Here is a 14,418-nt window from a genome sequence, read left to right as displayed (position 1 = left end):
CGGGGTCACGCGAAGGCGTCGAGCCCGGTGAGTCCGGCGGACAGTTCCCACAGCCTGGCCGCCGCGGTCGGGTCGACCGCCCAGGGCTTGACGCCGCCGATCAGCATGTCGTCGGTCGTGGCGGGCCCCGCGATGTCGCAGTCCTGGCAGTAGGCGCCGCCGTGACCCTCCAGGAGGGGGGCCGTCGCCGCCCACACGGCCGTCGCCGCGCCCTGCGCCGGGGACTTGAAGCCGTCGGCGGGCCTGCCGTCGTGGTCCATCCAGCCCTGCGCGATCTGCTCCGCGCGCGGGATGTGGCGCTGGAGCGGGGTGAGGATGCTGCCCGGGTGCACGGCGAAGGCGCGCGGGCCCCGGTCGCCGGCGAGGGTGTCCAGATGCCGGGCGAACAGGGCGTTCGCCGTCTTGGACTGGGCGTAGGCGAGCCACGGGTCGTAGGGGGAGCGGCGGAAGTGCGGGTCGTCCCAGCGGATGTCCGACAGGAAGTGGCCCGAGGACGCCACCGAAACGACGCGGGCGCGGCCGGGCGTCAGGGCGGGGGCCAGGCGGTTGACCAGGGCGTAGTGGCCGAGGTGGTTCACCGCGAAGTGGGCCTCCCAGCCGGGGCCGACCCGGGTCTCGGGGCAGGCCATGATGCCCGCGCCCGCGATGAGGAGGTCGACGGGGCGGCCGCTCGCGAGGACGCCGTCGGCGAAGGAGCGGACGCTGTCGAGGTCCGCGAGGTCGAGCGCGGCGACCTCCGCGCCGGGGGTGGCGCCCAGGGCGGCCGCCGCCGTCTGCGGCCTGCGCGCCGGGACGATCACATGGGCTCCGGCGCGGGTCAGGGCGCGGGTGGCTTCGAGGCCGAGCCCGGAGTAGCCGCCGGTGACCACGGCGGTCCTGCCGGTCAGGTCGGTGCCCTTCAGCACGTCGTCGGCGGTGCTGCGGGCGTCGTGTCCGGAGCCGAGGGGGCGCTGGGCGGTGGTGCTGTTCGTCATGCGCAGGACGCTAGAACCTAGACTGCGATCTAGATCAAGCTCGGCGCACGGACTGATCGGGCCCGGTGCCCGGACTGGATCGGGATCGGCGCCCGGAGTTCCGGGGTGGGGTCCGGAGCGGCCTGGGAGGGGACGTGCGCGTGGGGAACGCAGACGAGGGCAGGCCCGGCGGTCCGCCCGACGGCAGGCCCGCCGGACTCTCCATCGGCGAGGTCGCCGACGCCACCGGCCTCAGCGTGCACGCCCTCCGCTTCTTCGAGCGCGAGGAGCTGTTCCTGCGGCCCATTCCCCGGACCGGCGGCGGGCGGCGCGTGTACGCGCCCGCCGACGTGGAGTGGCTCACCCTGTGCAACCGGCTGCGGGAGTCCGGCATGCCGATCGCCGAGCTGAGGCGATTTGCCGGACTTGTCCGTTCGGGGCCGGGGAACGAGGCCGAACGGCTCGCCCTGCTCCAGGAGCACGAACGGGCCGTCCGCGCGCGGATCACCGAGCTGAACGCGAGCCTGGAGATCATCCACGGCAAGGTCGTCGCGTACGAGAAGCATGTGCGCGAGGGCACGGCGGCGGGGGTGTGGGCGCCCACGGCGTCCCGGTGACCGGACGCCGCCGCGCGGCTCCGCGCCGTGTCCGGAACCGGGACGAGGGCCCTGTCAGCACCCCGGCCCGCACGAGATATCTTGATGTCGAGCAATGTTGCAGACGTGGAGCGGAGCACCCGGTGACTGACTCGACCATCATCTACACACACACTGACGAGGCCCCCGCCCTCGCGACGCATTCCTTCCTGCCGGTGATCCAGGCGTACGCCTCGACCGCCGGTGTGAGCGTCGAGACCCGTGACATCTCCCTGGCGGGCCGGATCATCGCGAGCTTCCCGGAGCACCTGGAGGCGGGCCAGCGCATCGACGACGCGCTCGCCGAGCTGGGTGAGCTGGCCAAGACGCCGCAGGCGAACATCATCAAGCTGCCGAACATCTCGGCGTCCATCCCGCAGCTCAAGGCCGCCGTCGCCGAACTGCAGGAGCAGGGCTACGCGCTGCCGGACTACCCGGACGACCCGAAGACCGACGAGGAGCGCGACATCCGCGCCCGCTACGACAAGGTCAAGGGCTCCGCCGTCAACCCGGTCCTGCGCGAGGGCAACTCCGACCGCCGCGCCCCCGCGTCGGTCAAGAACTACGCCAAGGCGCACCCGCACCGCATGGGCGCCTGGACGGCCGACTCCAAGACGAACGTCGCCACCATGGGCGAGCACGACTTCCGCTCCACGGAGAAGTCCGCCGTCATCGGCGCCGCGGGCTCCCTGCGCATCGAGCTGGCCGCCGCGGACGGCGCCACCACCGTCCTGCGCGAGTCGGTGCCGGTCCTCGCGGACGAGGTCGTGGACGCCTCCGTCCTGCACGTCGCCGAGCTGCGCGCGTTCCTGACCGCGCAGATCGCCCGCGCCAAGGCCGAGGGCGTGCTGTTCTCCGTGCACCTGAAGGCCACGATGATGAAGGTCTCGGACCCGATCATCTTCGGTCACGTGGTGCGCGCCTTCTTCCCGAAGACCTTCGAGAAGTACGGCGAGACCCTCACGGGCGCCGGCCTCACCCCGAACGACGGCCTGGGCGGCATCTACAAGGGCCTGGAGGCGCTGCCGAACGGCGCCGAGATCAAGGCGTCCTTCGACGCCGAGCTGGCCGAGGGCCCGGAGCTGGCCATGGTCGACTCCGACCGAGGCATCACCAACCTGCACGTACCGAGCGATGTCATCGTCGACGCCTCCATGCCGGCGATGATCCGCACCTCCGGCCACATGTGGGGCCCGGACGGCGCCGAGCACGACACCCTCGCGGTGCTGCCCGACAGCTCCTACGCGGGCATCTACCAGGTCGTCATCGACGACTGCCGCGCCCACGGCGCCTACGACCCGGCCACCATGGGCTCGGTGCCCAACGTCGGCCTGATGGCGCAGAAGGCCGAGGAGTACGGCAGCCACGACAAGACCTTCGAGATCGCCGCCGCGGGCACGGTCCGCGTCGTCGACGAGGCCGGGAACGTCGTCCTGGAGCAGGCCGTCGCCGAGGGCGACATCTTCCGGATGTGCCAGACCAAGGACGCCCCGATCAAGGACTGGGTCAAGCTCGCCGTCTCGCGCGCCCGCGCCACCGGCGACCCGGCCGTCTTCTGGCTGGACGAGGGCCGCGCCCACGACGCGCGGCTCATCGAGAAGGTCAAGCGGTACCTCCCGGAGCACGACACCGAGGGCCTGGACATCAAGATCCTGTCCCCGGTCGAGGCGATCGAGTTCTCCCTGGAGCGCATCCGCCGCGGCGAGAACACGATCTCCGTCACCGGCAACGTCCTGCGTGACTACCTGACCGACCTGTTCCCGATCCTGGAGCTCGGCACCAGCGCCAAGATGCTCTCGGTGGTCCCGCTGATGAACGGCGGCGGCCTGTTCGAGACCGGCGCCGGCGGCTCCGCGCCCAAGCACGTGCAGCAGCTCGTCAAGGAGGACTACCTGCGCTGGGACAGCCTCGGCGAGTTCCTCGCGCTCGCGGTGTCCTTCGAGCACCTCGCGCAGACCACGGGCAACGCGCGCGCCCAGATCCTCGCGGACACCCTGGACCGCGCGACGGCGACCTTCCTCGAGGAGAACAAGTCGCCGAGCCGCAAGCTGGGCGGCATCGACAACCGCGGCAGCCACTTCTACCTGTCCCTGTACTGGGCGCAGGAGCTGGCCAAGCAGACCGACGACGCCCAGCTCGCCGAGGCGTTCGGGCCGCTCGCCAAGACGCTGGCCGAGCAGGAGCAGACGATCGTCGACGAGCTGATCGCCGCCCAGGGCAAGCCCGCCGACATCGGCGGCTACTACCAGCCCGACCCGGCCAAGGCCTCGGCGGTCATGCGCCCGTCGGCCACCTTCAACCAGGCGATCGCCTCGCTCGCCTGACGCGCCCGGCGCCCTGGGCGCCCGACGCACCGCGTGATCACCGCCCCGGTCGGCAGCCGCCGACCGGGGCGGTCGTGCGCGTGCCCGGGCGGTCGTGCGCGTGCCCGTCGGCGCGGCCAGGCCGTGCCGCGCCCGGCCCCGCCCGCGCCGTTCCTTCAGGCGTCTGAACTGTCAGCCGTTCCTGCCGGTCCGCGCCGCCCCGGTGCCATGATGGGCGGGCGCCGATCACCCAGGGGGACGGGAAGCGGCCCGCGAGGCGGGCCGGGGCGGCGCCTCACCGACAGCCGGTGTCAGCGGGCGGCGCGGATCCCCATTGTATAAACGTGCGGCGCAATGTATATTCATGCCATCCACGCAGGAGGAATCCATGACGGTACGCGCAGCGGTCGCGGGAGCGAGCGGATACGCGGGCGGCGAGCTGCTGAGGCTCCTCGCCGTGCACCCCGAGGTCGAGATCGGCACCCTCACCGCCCACTCGAACGCGGGCGAGCGCCTGGGCGCGCTCCAGCCGCACCTGGCCCCGCTCGCCGAGCGCGTCCTGGAGCCGACCACGGCCGAGAGCCTGGCCGGCCACGACGTCGTCTTCCTCGCCCTGCCGCACGGCCAGTCCGCCGCCGTCGCCGAACAGCTCGGCCCGGACGTGCTCGTCGTCGACATGGGCGCGGACTTCCGCCTCAAGGACGCGGCCGACTGGGAGAAGTTCTACGGCAGCGCCCACGCGGGCACCTGGCCGTACGGACTGCCCGAGCTGCCCGGCGCCCGCGCCGCCCTCGCGGGCAGCAAGCGCATCGCGGTCCCGGGGTGCTACCCCACGGCGGTCTCGCTCGCGCTCTTCCCCGCGTACGCCGCCGGGCTCGTCGAGGACGAGGCGGTGATCGTCGCGGCGTCCGGGACCTCCGGCGCGGGCAAGGCGCCCAAGGCGCATCTGCTCGGCTCCGAGGTCATGGGCTCCATGTCGCCGTACGGCGTGGGCGGGGCGCACCGGCACACGCCCGAGATGATCCAGAACCTGAGCGCCGCCGCGGACGCCCGAGTCACGGTCTCCTTCACCCCGACGCTGGCCCCCATGCCGCGCGGCATCCTCGCCACGTGCAGCGCCAAGGCCAAGCCGGGCGTGACCGCGGAGAGCGTCCGCGCGGCGTACGAGAAGGCCTTCGCCGAAGAACCGTTCGTGCACCTGCTCCCCGAGGGCCAGTGGCCGGCCACCGCGTCCGTGTACGGCTCCAACGCCGTGCACGTCCAGGCCGCCCACGACCCGGCGTCCGGCCGTGTGATCGTGATCAGCGCCATCGACAACCTCACCAAGGGCACCGCGGGTGGCGCGGTGCAGAGCATGAACATCGCCCTGGGACTCCCGGAGGAGCTGGGGCTTCCCACCATCGGAGTCGCGCCGTGAGCGGCGCGCCCGCGGCCGCCGGGCCGCATCCGAGATCCGCCGACAAGGAGACGCAGTGAGTGTCACGGCAGCCAAGGGATTCCGGGCGGCGGGCATCGCCGCCGGAATCAAGGAGAGCGGCAACCCGGACCTGGCCCTCGTGGTCAACGACGGCCCCCGCCTGGCCGCCGCGGGCGTCTTCACGTCCAACCGCGTGAAGGCCGCGCCCGTCCTGTGGTCCGAGCAGGTCGTCAAGGGCGGACAGGTGTCGGCGGTCGTCCTCAACTCCGGTGGTGCCAACGCCTGCACGGGCCCGCGGGGCTTCCAGGACACGCACGCCACGGCCGAGAAGGTCGCCGCCACGCTCGGCCTGAACGCGGGCGAGGTCGCCGTCGCGTCCACCGGACTCATCGGCGTGACGCTCCCCATGGACAAGCTCCTGCCGGGCGTCGAGACGGCGGCGGGGGCCCTGTCCGCGCACGGCGGCGAGAAGGCCGCCATCGCCATCAAGACCACCGACAGCGTGCACAAGACGGCCGTGGCCGAGGGCGAGGGATGGACGGTCGGCGGCATGGCCAAGGGCGCGGGCATGCTCGCCCCCGGCCTCGCGACGATGCTCGTCGTCCTCACCACCGACGCCGACATCCCGGCCCCCGACCTCGACAAGGCCCTGCGCGAGGCGACCCGCCTCACCTTCGACCGGGTCGACTCCGACGGCTGCATGTCGACCAACGACACGGTGCTCCTGCTCGCGTCCGGCGCCGCCGGAGTGACCCCGGAGTACGCGGAGTTCGCCGGCGCCGTCCGGCAGGTCTGCGACGACCTCGCGCGCCAGCTCATCGGCGACGCCGAGGGCGCGAGCAAGGACATCCGCATCGAGGTGATCGGCGCGGCCGACGAGGACGACGCCGTCGAGGTGGGCCGCTCCATCGCCCGCAACAACCTCCTCAAGTGCGCCATCCACGGCGAGGACCCCAACTGGGGCCGTGTGCTCTCCGCCATCGGCACCACGTCCGCGACCTTCGAGCCGGACCGCCTCAACGTCGCCATCAACGACGTCTGGGTCTGCAAGAACGGCTCGGTGGGCGAGGACCGCGACCTGGTCGACATGCGCTACCGCGAGGTGCGGATCACCGCCGACCTCGCCGCCGGGTCCGCGTCCGCCGTCATCTGGGCCAACGACCTCACCGCCGACTACGTCCACGAGAACAGCGCGTACTCCTCGTAGCGCGTGCCCCGCAGCCCGCTCGACTCCACCCGCGCGGCAGGCCCTCTCCACCTGGAAAGCCCGATGAACACCCGCAAGCACACCGCACTGCCCAAGGCACAGATCCTGATCGAGGCGCTGCCCTGGCTGACCCGCCACCGCGGCAAGACCGTCGTCATCAAATTCGGCGGCAACGCCATGGTGGACAAGGACCTGAAGGCCGCGTTCGCCCAGGACGTCGTGTTCCTGCACCACGCCGGACTGCGCCCGGTCGTGGTGCACGGCGGCGGCCCGCAGATCAGCGCCCAGCTCGACAGACAGGGCCTGGTCAGCGAGTTCAAGGCGGGCCTGCGGGTGACGACGCCCGAGGCCATGGACGTCGTCCGGATGGTCCTCGCCGGGCAGGTGCAGCGCGAGCTCGTGGGGCTGCTCAACGAACACGGACCCCTCGCCGTGGGCCTCACCGGCGAGGACGCGCACACCATCACCGCGACCAGGCACCGGCCGCTGATCGACGGCGAGCTGGTCGACATCGGCCAGGTCGGCGAGGTCACCGAGATCGACACCGGCGCCATCGAGGCGCTGCTCGCGGACGGCCGCATCCCGGTCGTCTCCTCGATCGCCCGCTCCCAGGACGAAGGCGGCAAGGGGCATGTCTACAACGTCAATGCTGATACGGCGGCTGCGGCACTCGCTGCGGCGCTTGGTGCCGAGACGCTGATGGTGCTCACCGATGTGGAGGGCCTGTACGAGGACTGGCCGCACAGCGACGACGTCATCAGCCGTCTGACCGCCACCGAGCTGGAGAAGCTCATCCCCGAGCTGTCCAGCGGCATGGTGCCGAAGATGCGGGGCTGCCTGCACGCCGTGCGCAACGGCGTGCACACCGCGCGCGTCATCGACGGGCGCGTCCAGCACTCGATCCTGCTGGAGATCTTCACCGACGAGGGAATCGGCACGATGGTCGTGCCGGACGAACTGAGCGAGCCGTAAGAGGGGGACCGGTATGACCACCAATCAGGAGCTGACCCGGCGCTGGCAGGGCGCGCTGATGGACAACTACGGCACGCCCCGCGTCCCGCTGGTGCGCGGCGCCGGCAGCACGCTGTGGGACGCCGACGGCAAGGAGTACACCGACTTCGTCGGCGGCATCGCCGTCAACGCGCTCGGCCACGGCCACCCGGCGATCGTGGAGGCCGTGTCCCGGCAGATCGCCGCGCTCGGCCATGTCTCCAACCTCTTCGTCGCCGAGCCGCCCGTCGCGCTCGCCGAGCGGCTGCTCGACCTCTTCGGCCGCGACGGCCGGGTGTTCTTCTGCAACTCGGGCGCGGAGGCCAACGAGGGGGCCTTCAAGATCGGCCGCCTCACGGGCCGCCCGCACATGGTCGCCACCGACGGCGGTTTCCACGGCCGCACCATGGGCGCCCTCGCCCTCACCGGCCAGCCCGGCAAGCAGGAGCCGTTCCTGCCGCTGCCCGGCGACGTCACGCACGTACCGTACGGCGACGTGGACGCCCTGCGCGCCGCCGTCACCGAGGACACCGCCTTCGTGATCATCGAACCGATCCAGGGCGAGAACGGCGCCGTCGTCCCGCCCGCCGGATACCTGAGGGCGGCCCGCGAGATCACCCGCGCCACCGGGACGCTGCTCGTCCTCGACGAGGTGCAGACCGGAATCGGCCGTACCGGCCACTGGTTCGCGCATCTCGCGCAGGAGGGCGTGGACCCGGACGTCGTCACGCTCGCCAAGGGACTCGGCGGCGGCCTGCCGCTCGGCGTGACCGTGGCGTTCGGTCCGACGGCCGACCTCCTGAAGCCCGGCCACCACGGCACGACGTTCGGCGGCAACCCCGTCGCCTGCGCCGCCGGACTCGCCGTCATCGACACCGTCGTGGCCGAGGGCCTCCTTGAGAACACCAAGCGCGCCGGGGAGAAGCTGCGGGACGGAATCGAGTCAGCGGGGCACGCGTTGGTCGACCATGTCAGGGGTGCGGGCCTGCTGCTGGGTATCGTGCTCACCGAGCCGCTGGCAGTCCAGGTGCAGCAGGCGGCTCAGGACGCCGGCTTCCTGGTCAACGCGCCCGCCTCCGATGTCGTACGGCTGATGCCGCCGCTGAACGTGCGCGACAACGAGGTGGACGCCTTCCTCAGGGCCCTGCCCGGCGTCCTCGACCAGGCTGCCGCGGCCAACGCGGCCAACGGGGACGGACGATCCGGGGAATGAGACGACGATGAGCCACGCGCAGGACAACGGGCCGGCCGAGCACGCGGGACCCGCCGTGCCGCAGACCCGCACCGCACGCCACCGCCGGATCGTGGACATCCTCAACCGGCAGCCGGTGCGCTCCCAGAGCCAGCTGGCCAAGCTCCTGGCCGACGACGGTCTGACCGTCACCCAGGCCACCCTCTCCCGGGACCTCGACGAGCTGAACGCCGTCAAGATCCGCAACACCGAGGGCGACCTGATCTACGCCGTGCCCAGCGAGGGCGGCTTCCGCACCCCGCGTGCGCCGCTCGGCGAGTCGGCCAAGGAGCAGCGCATGCGGCGCCTCTCCGTGGAACTCCTCATCTCCGCGGAGGCCTCGGCCAACCTCGTCGTCCTGCGCACCCCGCCCGGCGCCGCCCAGTTCCTCGCCTCCGCCATCGACCAGGCCGAACTCCACGACATCCTCGGCACGATCGCGGGCGACGACACGGTGATGCTGATCAGCAGGGAGCCGAGCGGGGGGCAGGCGCTGGCGGATCACTTGCTGCGGCTGGCTTCCAACGAGCACTAGGGCCTGCCCGGTGGGTCGGCGCCGGGGGTCTCGGCGGACGGTTCCCCGGGGAGCCGCGGGCCGTGCGGTTCCCCCGGCGGCTCCAGGTCGTGCGACCCCTCGGGCAGCTCGAGGCCGAACAGCGCCGCGTAGCGTCCGAGGCGGTCCTCGACCCACTCCGCGCTCTCGCCCACCGCGTCGGCGGCGAACCGGATCTGCTCCTGGGCGACCCGCCCGCCGAGCGCCGGGAGCGCGCCGTCCGCGTGGACGGACAGGACGATCAGGTCCTGCCAGAGCGGGAGTTCGTCGGGGACGGTCGCCGGGTCGAGGGCCGGGGGCGCGGCCTCCAGGGGGAGGTACGGGACGATGCGCTCCCAGGTGCGGACGACCGGCTCGCCCAGACGCCCGGCGAGACTCAGGAGGTCCAGGGGGACGAGGGGAGTGCCGGGGGCGGACACGCGGTGCTCCGTGCCGACGGCGACGGCGTCCCACGCGTCGGGCTCGTCGGCGGGCAGGCCCGCGATGTCGGCCGGGCCCAGCTCGGCGACCAGCGCGCCCAGCTCCCGCAGGGGCGCGAGGCGTTCGTACGCCGACCGGGCTCCGATGTGGCGGTGTCGGGCGTACGTGACGAGCCGCTCCGCGGTCAGCGCGGTCCAGCGCGGGGACTCGAACCACTCGTCGTACTCCTCGTCGTCACCCCAGTCGAGCAGCGCCTGGCTCTCCTCCCGCTCGGGACGGAACCCGGCCAGCGCGGCCGGAAGCCCGGGCACCGCCAAGCCCACGCGCTTGGCCTCGCGGCGGGCCGTCTTCCACATGGTCGACAGGGGCGTCTTCAGGTTGACGCACGACGCGAAGAGGATGTCGGCGGTCGGCAGGACCGGGTAGTCGGCGCCCACGAATGAAGGATCGGTGCCGGAGAACACGTACTTGCTCGGCACCGGCAGCTCCTCCCACGCCCGCAGCAGCTCGCTCGCCGCGGGCACGTCCGCTCCCGCCTCCCGCAGGTCCTCCACCACGACGGCGAGGTCGTCCCAGGACACCTCGTGCGGCCGGGCGAACGCGAGGTCGCGCAGCGTCAGACCGGCTTCGAGCGGGAGCCCCGCAGCGTGCGCGGCACCGAGCATGCCCGCGGTCTCCGGGACCGGGATCACTCGGCCCGCCGGCGACTTCTCCCGGTGGTGCCGGGTGTACGCGATGCCGAGGTGGTCCGCCCAGCGCGCGATCTCCTTCTCCGCCTTGCGCAGCGGGATCTCCCACTCGGCGGCGAGCGCGAACGTGGCCGCCCAGGGGAGTGCGAGGCGGCCGTCCGGGCCCGGCGCGCAGTAGCCCTGCAGCATCCCGGAGATCTCCCAGGGCACGTCGGTCCACCGCCGCACGGACTCCGCGTCCGGAGCCGACCAGCCGAGCCACGCGAACCGCGCGAGCCGTTGGCGCACATCCTCGGGCGGAAGCCCCCGCGTGTCCGCGATGGCGACGACGTCCCACGGCTGCTGGACGCGGCGCCAGCCCCGCGGGCCCTTCCGGTAGAGCAGCGCCAGATCCGACGGGTCGCACACGTGGTCGGCGTGGTGATCGGGTGCGGTGGGCGGCGCGGAGGTGAGGAACGGCGTGAACCGGACGCACCGCTCGGCCAGGCGGCCCAGCGGCTCCCGCAGCGTGTGCGAGGCACGGACGAGGCCGCCGAGGTCGTCCGGTGCGTGTTCGTAGTCGTTCTCGTCCCAGGCTGTCGTGTCCCAGTACCGGTGAGGCAGCAGGCCTTGGACGATCCTGACGTCGCGCCACTCGGGTGTCCAGTCCAGGCCGTCCCCGGCGGCGTCCTGCAGGACTCGGGGCGGCTTCAGGAGTGGGTGAACGACCCGCAGGGCGCGCGCCGTGCGGACCACATCGCGGACCGTCGTGTCCATCCCGTTCGCGAGCGCCACGGCCACCCGCCAGTCGAGCGGCTTCCGGTCGACAAGGTCTCTGTCCCAACCTCTGGGCACTCCTTGGGTGATGCCCGCCCAGCCGGGCTCCGGTACCGGGTGCCCTGCGGTCGAGAGGGGCGGCGCCTCTCGCGGCGGCGGCACGCGCCCGAGCGCAGCGCTCCGCCACGGACACGTGCTGTCGGTCCAGTCCCGCGTGCGGGCGTCGGATCTCTTGGGGTTCTCGATGAACTCGTCCAGGTGGAACCAGCCCGTGGAGTCGAGGTCCAGGGACGTACCCCAGGGTTTGGTGTCGCGCACCCGCACACCCTGCCCGCGCCACCGCTCCCACACCGCGCGGGCCGCCGCGAGATTGTCCCGCTCCAGACGCCACAGCCACGCCATGCTCAGTCCCGCCCAGTCGGCGAGCGCCCCCGCGCCCCGCGCCCACTGCTCCGCCTCCCAATCCGCGTCGTACGACTGGAGCTTCTTGCGGTTCAGGCTGAGCGTGCCCGCCTGCGGGCCGGTCAGATTGAGTACGTAGCCGAAGGGCTTCTTGTCGGTAGTGATGCCGTCGCACAGGATCGCGCCCTTGCCGGTCACCCACCACAGCACCCCGGGAACGGCCTCGACGCACCTCGGTTGCCCGTCGTCCGTCGCCGCGTAGCGCAACGACCCCGGCTCCCACTCCCGCCCTCGCCCTGCCGCGTCCCGCACCTCCACCGCGAACTCACTCACCATGACAAGGCGCTCCAGCGTCTCCCCTGCCGAAATCGCGGACACGGCGGCCGAGTCCCGCAGATACAGCCGCACCCGCGTACCGCCCTCAAGGAGCCCGTCCCCGTCCCCCGCGCACGCGTCGTCGTGCTCCTGGACGCGGAACAGGTTCGCGCTGCCCGGGATGTCCACGCGCAGCGCCGAGCGTGCCGGGATGCCGTCCGTGCCGACGGGGCGGGTCACCACCGTCATCTCGTCGGCCAGCATGAAGTAGCTGAACACGCCGATGCCGAAACGGCTGTTGGGGTAGAGGCACAGGGCCGGGTCGTGGCGGTGCCAGGTCGCCTGTTCCTGGCGGAAGGCGCGGGACTGCTCGAAGCGGCGGCCCGCCTTGGTGAAGGTGTTCTTGAGCTGGTCGAGGCCCATGCCGACGCCGTTGTCGCGGCACTCGACGTAGCGGCCGCGGTCGTCCTCGCCCTCGACGAAGGCGATACGGCCTTCCCAGGGCGCCGGACGCGCGCCCCGGCTCTCCAGGTAGCGGTGGCGCATCGCGCGGTGGCGGCAGGCGTCCATCGCGTTCTGGTACAGCTCGCGCAGCGCCAGTTCCGGCTCGCCGTCGTAGATGCGCTCGCCCATGAGCAGATCGCGGACCTCGGTCTGGGCGAGCTGGAAGCGCAGCAGCGGCACGTCGTAGGCCCTGCGGCCGCCGTCCTCGACCGGGCGCAGGCCGCGGTCGGTCACGCGGGCGGGCAGGCCCGAGAGCAACGCAGCCCGGGGCGCGGGCAGCCTGCGGGCGGTGTCCCGCAGCGCGCCCGCGAGTTCGTCGGCCTGCTCGACGACGCCCGCGAACGCGGCGTGCAGCGCGGGGTGCGGGCAGGCCGCGTCCAGGTGGAGGTCGCCGTCGGCGGCGTGCCAGTCCGCGTCGCGCACCGCGTTGACGGCGTCCTGGGGGAGCAGGGCGTCGCGGACGGCCAGGTGCTCGGCGAGGACGTCGGGGAGGGTGCGGACGTCCAGGGCGAGCACGCAGGCCAGGTGCAGTACGCCCGCCAACTCGTCGGCGCGCAGGGGCTGCCGGGCGCCGCCGGGCAGCGGGAAGGCCAGGTCGGGGCGGGGGCCGCGGTCCTGCGCCGGTGGGCCGAGCGTGATGGCCGCGGTCAGGGCGGCGAGCGCGGCGGACAGCTCGCGGGCGCGCGGGCCGGGGCACAGGGCGTCCGCGAGCGCCGTCGACTCGGTCTCGGGCACCGGCCGCTCGTCCGTCACGAACCGCTCCGCGATCCAGCGGTGCACGAGCCACAGGGCGACCCAGCGCGCCTCGTGGGGGCGGGCGGTCCGCCAGCAGTCGGAGAGCTTCTTCTTGATGTGCGGGTGGTGCTCGGCGACCTGTTCGTAGTGGCGGCGCCACGCGTCGCCGTCCTTCTGGTGCCAGACGGTGTACGGCCTGATGTCGCGCGCGTGGCTCAGGCGCCGCGCCCACGCGGCCTCGTGCAGCAGCGGCGCGGCGACCAGCGCGGCGGCTTCGAGCGCCGACAGGGTCTGGGTCTTGGGGACGAGGCGGGGCAACTGGTCGCGGACGACCCGGACCACGAAGTCGTCGTCGGCCCACGGGTCGGGCATCCGCTCCTGGGCCAGATGCACGACCTGCGCGCACGTCTCGACCAGGTCCCCCAGGCAGTCCCGGAGCCGGGGCACGCTCCCCGCGTCGTCCTCGGCGACCCGCTCCCACAGCGCGGTGTCGGCGACGGCCTCCCGCCAGGCCTCCAGGAGCCGTCGGCCCTCGCACACGACCGCCGACCTGGCCTCGGCGTCGAGCTCCGCGCCGCACTGGAGCCTGGGCTCCTGCGCCGCGGCGCCGTGCAGGCGGGCGGCGCGCAGGGTGTGCTGCCGCGCCGTCTCGAAGACCTCCCGCACGGTCCGCGCCCGCGTCAGCGGCCGGAAGGCCTCCGCGAGCCCGAGCGTGAAGAAGCTGCCCTCCGCCGAGTACCCCGACCGCTGCCCGGCCGCGCAGGCCGTCATCAGCGCGAACCGCCCCGAGGGCTGCCCCTTCAGGACGCTGCTGCCGAACACTCCGTCGGCCGACTCGCCCCGGCAGGCGTCGATGAGCCACAGCACGGTGCCCGCCCGGCAGTGGGTGAGGTAAGGGCTGATGTCGGCGGGCACGAGCGTGTCCAGGTACGGCTGGGTCCACTCGGTGTCGGGGGCGTGCGGGGCGCGCGCGTCGGCCGGGACCAGGTGGTCGGTGTCGCCGACGCGGATGCCGTGCCCGGTGAAGTGGATCAGGAGGGTGCCGTCCGCCGGGACGTCCCGCGAGACCTCGTCGACGGTCGTGATGATCTGGGCGCGGGTGGCACCCGGCACCGTCCGCACGTCGTACCCGGCGGCCTTGAGCGCGGCGCCGAGGGCCCGCAGGTCGGCGGTGACCGGGGCGTCGAGCGAGTCGAAGCGGTGCGCGGCGTCCGGCGTGTCACCGACGCCGATGAGCAGTGCGGTACGTGCTTGTGCCATGCCCTCTCCCTCTGTGCGAGGCCTTATCGTCGCATTTCCGGGCGAGGG

The 14,418-nt window shown here is 73.0% G+C and carries 9 protein-coding genes; 7 read left to right on the top strand and 2 right to left on the bottom strand.

Translation table 11 applies throughout. From position 1 onward, the window contains the following. Positions 1-5 precede the first annotated feature (5 nt). A complete protein-coding gene (locus ACZ6BG_RS26205) occupies positions 6-974 on the bottom strand; it encodes an oxidoreductase (protein ID WP_469005674.1) in 969 nt (322 codons plus the stop codon). 140 nt (positions 975-1,114) lie between these two features. On the opposite strand from ACZ6BG_RS26205, the gene ACZ6BG_RS26200 reads away from it, so the two are divergent. The 7 genes from ACZ6BG_RS26200 (at position 1,115) to ACZ6BG_RS26170 (ending at position 9,271) form a co-directional block, all read left to right on the top strand. Further along, positions 1,115-1,570, top strand: coding sequence for a MerR family transcriptional regulator (locus tag ACZ6BG_RS26200; RefSeq protein ID WP_469005672.1), 456 nt, complete (start codon positions 1,115-1,117; stop codon positions 1,568-1,570). Between the two features lie 122 nt (positions 1,571-1,692). Further along, positions 1,693-3,912: an NADP-dependent isocitrate dehydrogenase gene (locus ACZ6BG_RS26195; RefSeq protein ID WP_469005670.1), complete on the top strand. Its 2,220-nt coding sequence runs from the start codon at positions 1,693-1,695 to the stop codon at positions 3,910-3,912. Positions 3,913-4,279: 367 nt separating this feature from the next. Continuing rightward, positions 4,280-5,308, top strand: a complete 1,029-nt coding sequence (gene argC / locus ACZ6BG_RS26190; protein ID WP_469005668.1) for an N-acetyl-gamma-glutamyl-phosphate reductase — start codon at positions 4,280-4,282, stop codon at positions 5,306-5,308. A 55-nt stretch (positions 5,309-5,363) separates the two neighbouring features. Next, entirely contained in the window at positions 5,364-6,515 is a 1,152-nt protein-coding gene (gene argJ / locus ACZ6BG_RS26185; RefSeq protein ID WP_469005666.1) for a bifunctional glutamate N-acetyltransferase/amino-acid acetyltransferase ArgJ, read from the top strand. 63 nt (positions 6,516-6,578) lie between these two features. Beyond that, a complete protein-coding gene (gene argB / locus ACZ6BG_RS26180) occupies positions 6,579-7,487 on the top strand; it encodes an acetylglutamate kinase (RefSeq protein ID WP_469005664.1) in 909 nt (302 codons plus the stop codon). A gap of 13 nt (positions 7,488-7,500) precedes the next feature. Continuing rightward, complete coding sequence (locus ACZ6BG_RS26175; protein WP_469005662.1) at positions 7,501-8,718, top strand: acetylornithine transaminase; 1,218 nt, start codon at positions 7,501-7,503, stop codon at positions 8,716-8,718. A 7-nt stretch (positions 8,719-8,725) separates the two neighbouring features. Beyond that, a complete protein-coding gene (locus ACZ6BG_RS26170; RefSeq protein ID WP_030356315.1) occupies positions 8,726-9,271 on the top strand; it encodes an arginine repressor in 546 nt (181 codons plus the stop codon). On the opposite strand, the gene ACZ6BG_RS26165 is transcribed toward ACZ6BG_RS26170, so the two are convergent. Then, positions 9,268-14,370, bottom strand: a complete 5,103-nt coding sequence (locus tag ACZ6BG_RS26165; RefSeq protein WP_469005659.1) for an HD domain-containing protein — start codon at positions 14,368-14,370, stop codon at positions 9,268-9,270. The genes ACZ6BG_RS26170 and ACZ6BG_RS26165 overlap by 4 nt on opposite strands. Positions 14,371-14,418: the final 48 nt, after the last annotated feature.

The organism is Streptomyces sp. NPDC041205 (genome assembly GCF_055591765.1).
The sequence above is the reverse complement of the archived record's forward strand: the minus strand, read 5'-3'. Positions and strand labels throughout refer to the sequence as shown.

Excerpts from the sequence above, each read along its gene's own strand:
- ACZ6BG_RS26205 (WP_469005674.1), bottom strand. The coding sequence starts at position 974 with ATGACGAACAGCACCACCGCCCAGCGCCCCCTCGGCTCCGGACACGAC.
- argC (WP_469005668.1), top strand. The coding sequence starts at position 4,280 with ATGACGGTACGCGCAGCGGTCGCGGGAGCGAGCGGATACGCGGGCGGC.
- argB (WP_469005664.1), top strand. The coding sequence starts at position 6,579 with ATGAACACCCGCAAGCACACCGCACTGCCCAAGGCACAGATCCTGATC.
- ACZ6BG_RS26175 (WP_469005662.1), top strand. The coding sequence starts at position 7,501 with ATGACCACCAATCAGGAGCTGACCCGGCGCTGGCAGGGCGCGCTGATG.
- ACZ6BG_RS26170 (WP_030356315.1), top strand. The coding sequence starts at position 8,726 with ATGAGCCACGCGCAGGACAACGGGCCGGCCGAGCACGCGGGACCCGCC.
- ACZ6BG_RS26165 (WP_469005659.1), bottom strand. The coding sequence starts at position 14,370 with ATGGCACAAGCACGTACCGCACTGCTCATCGGCGTCGGTGACACGCCG.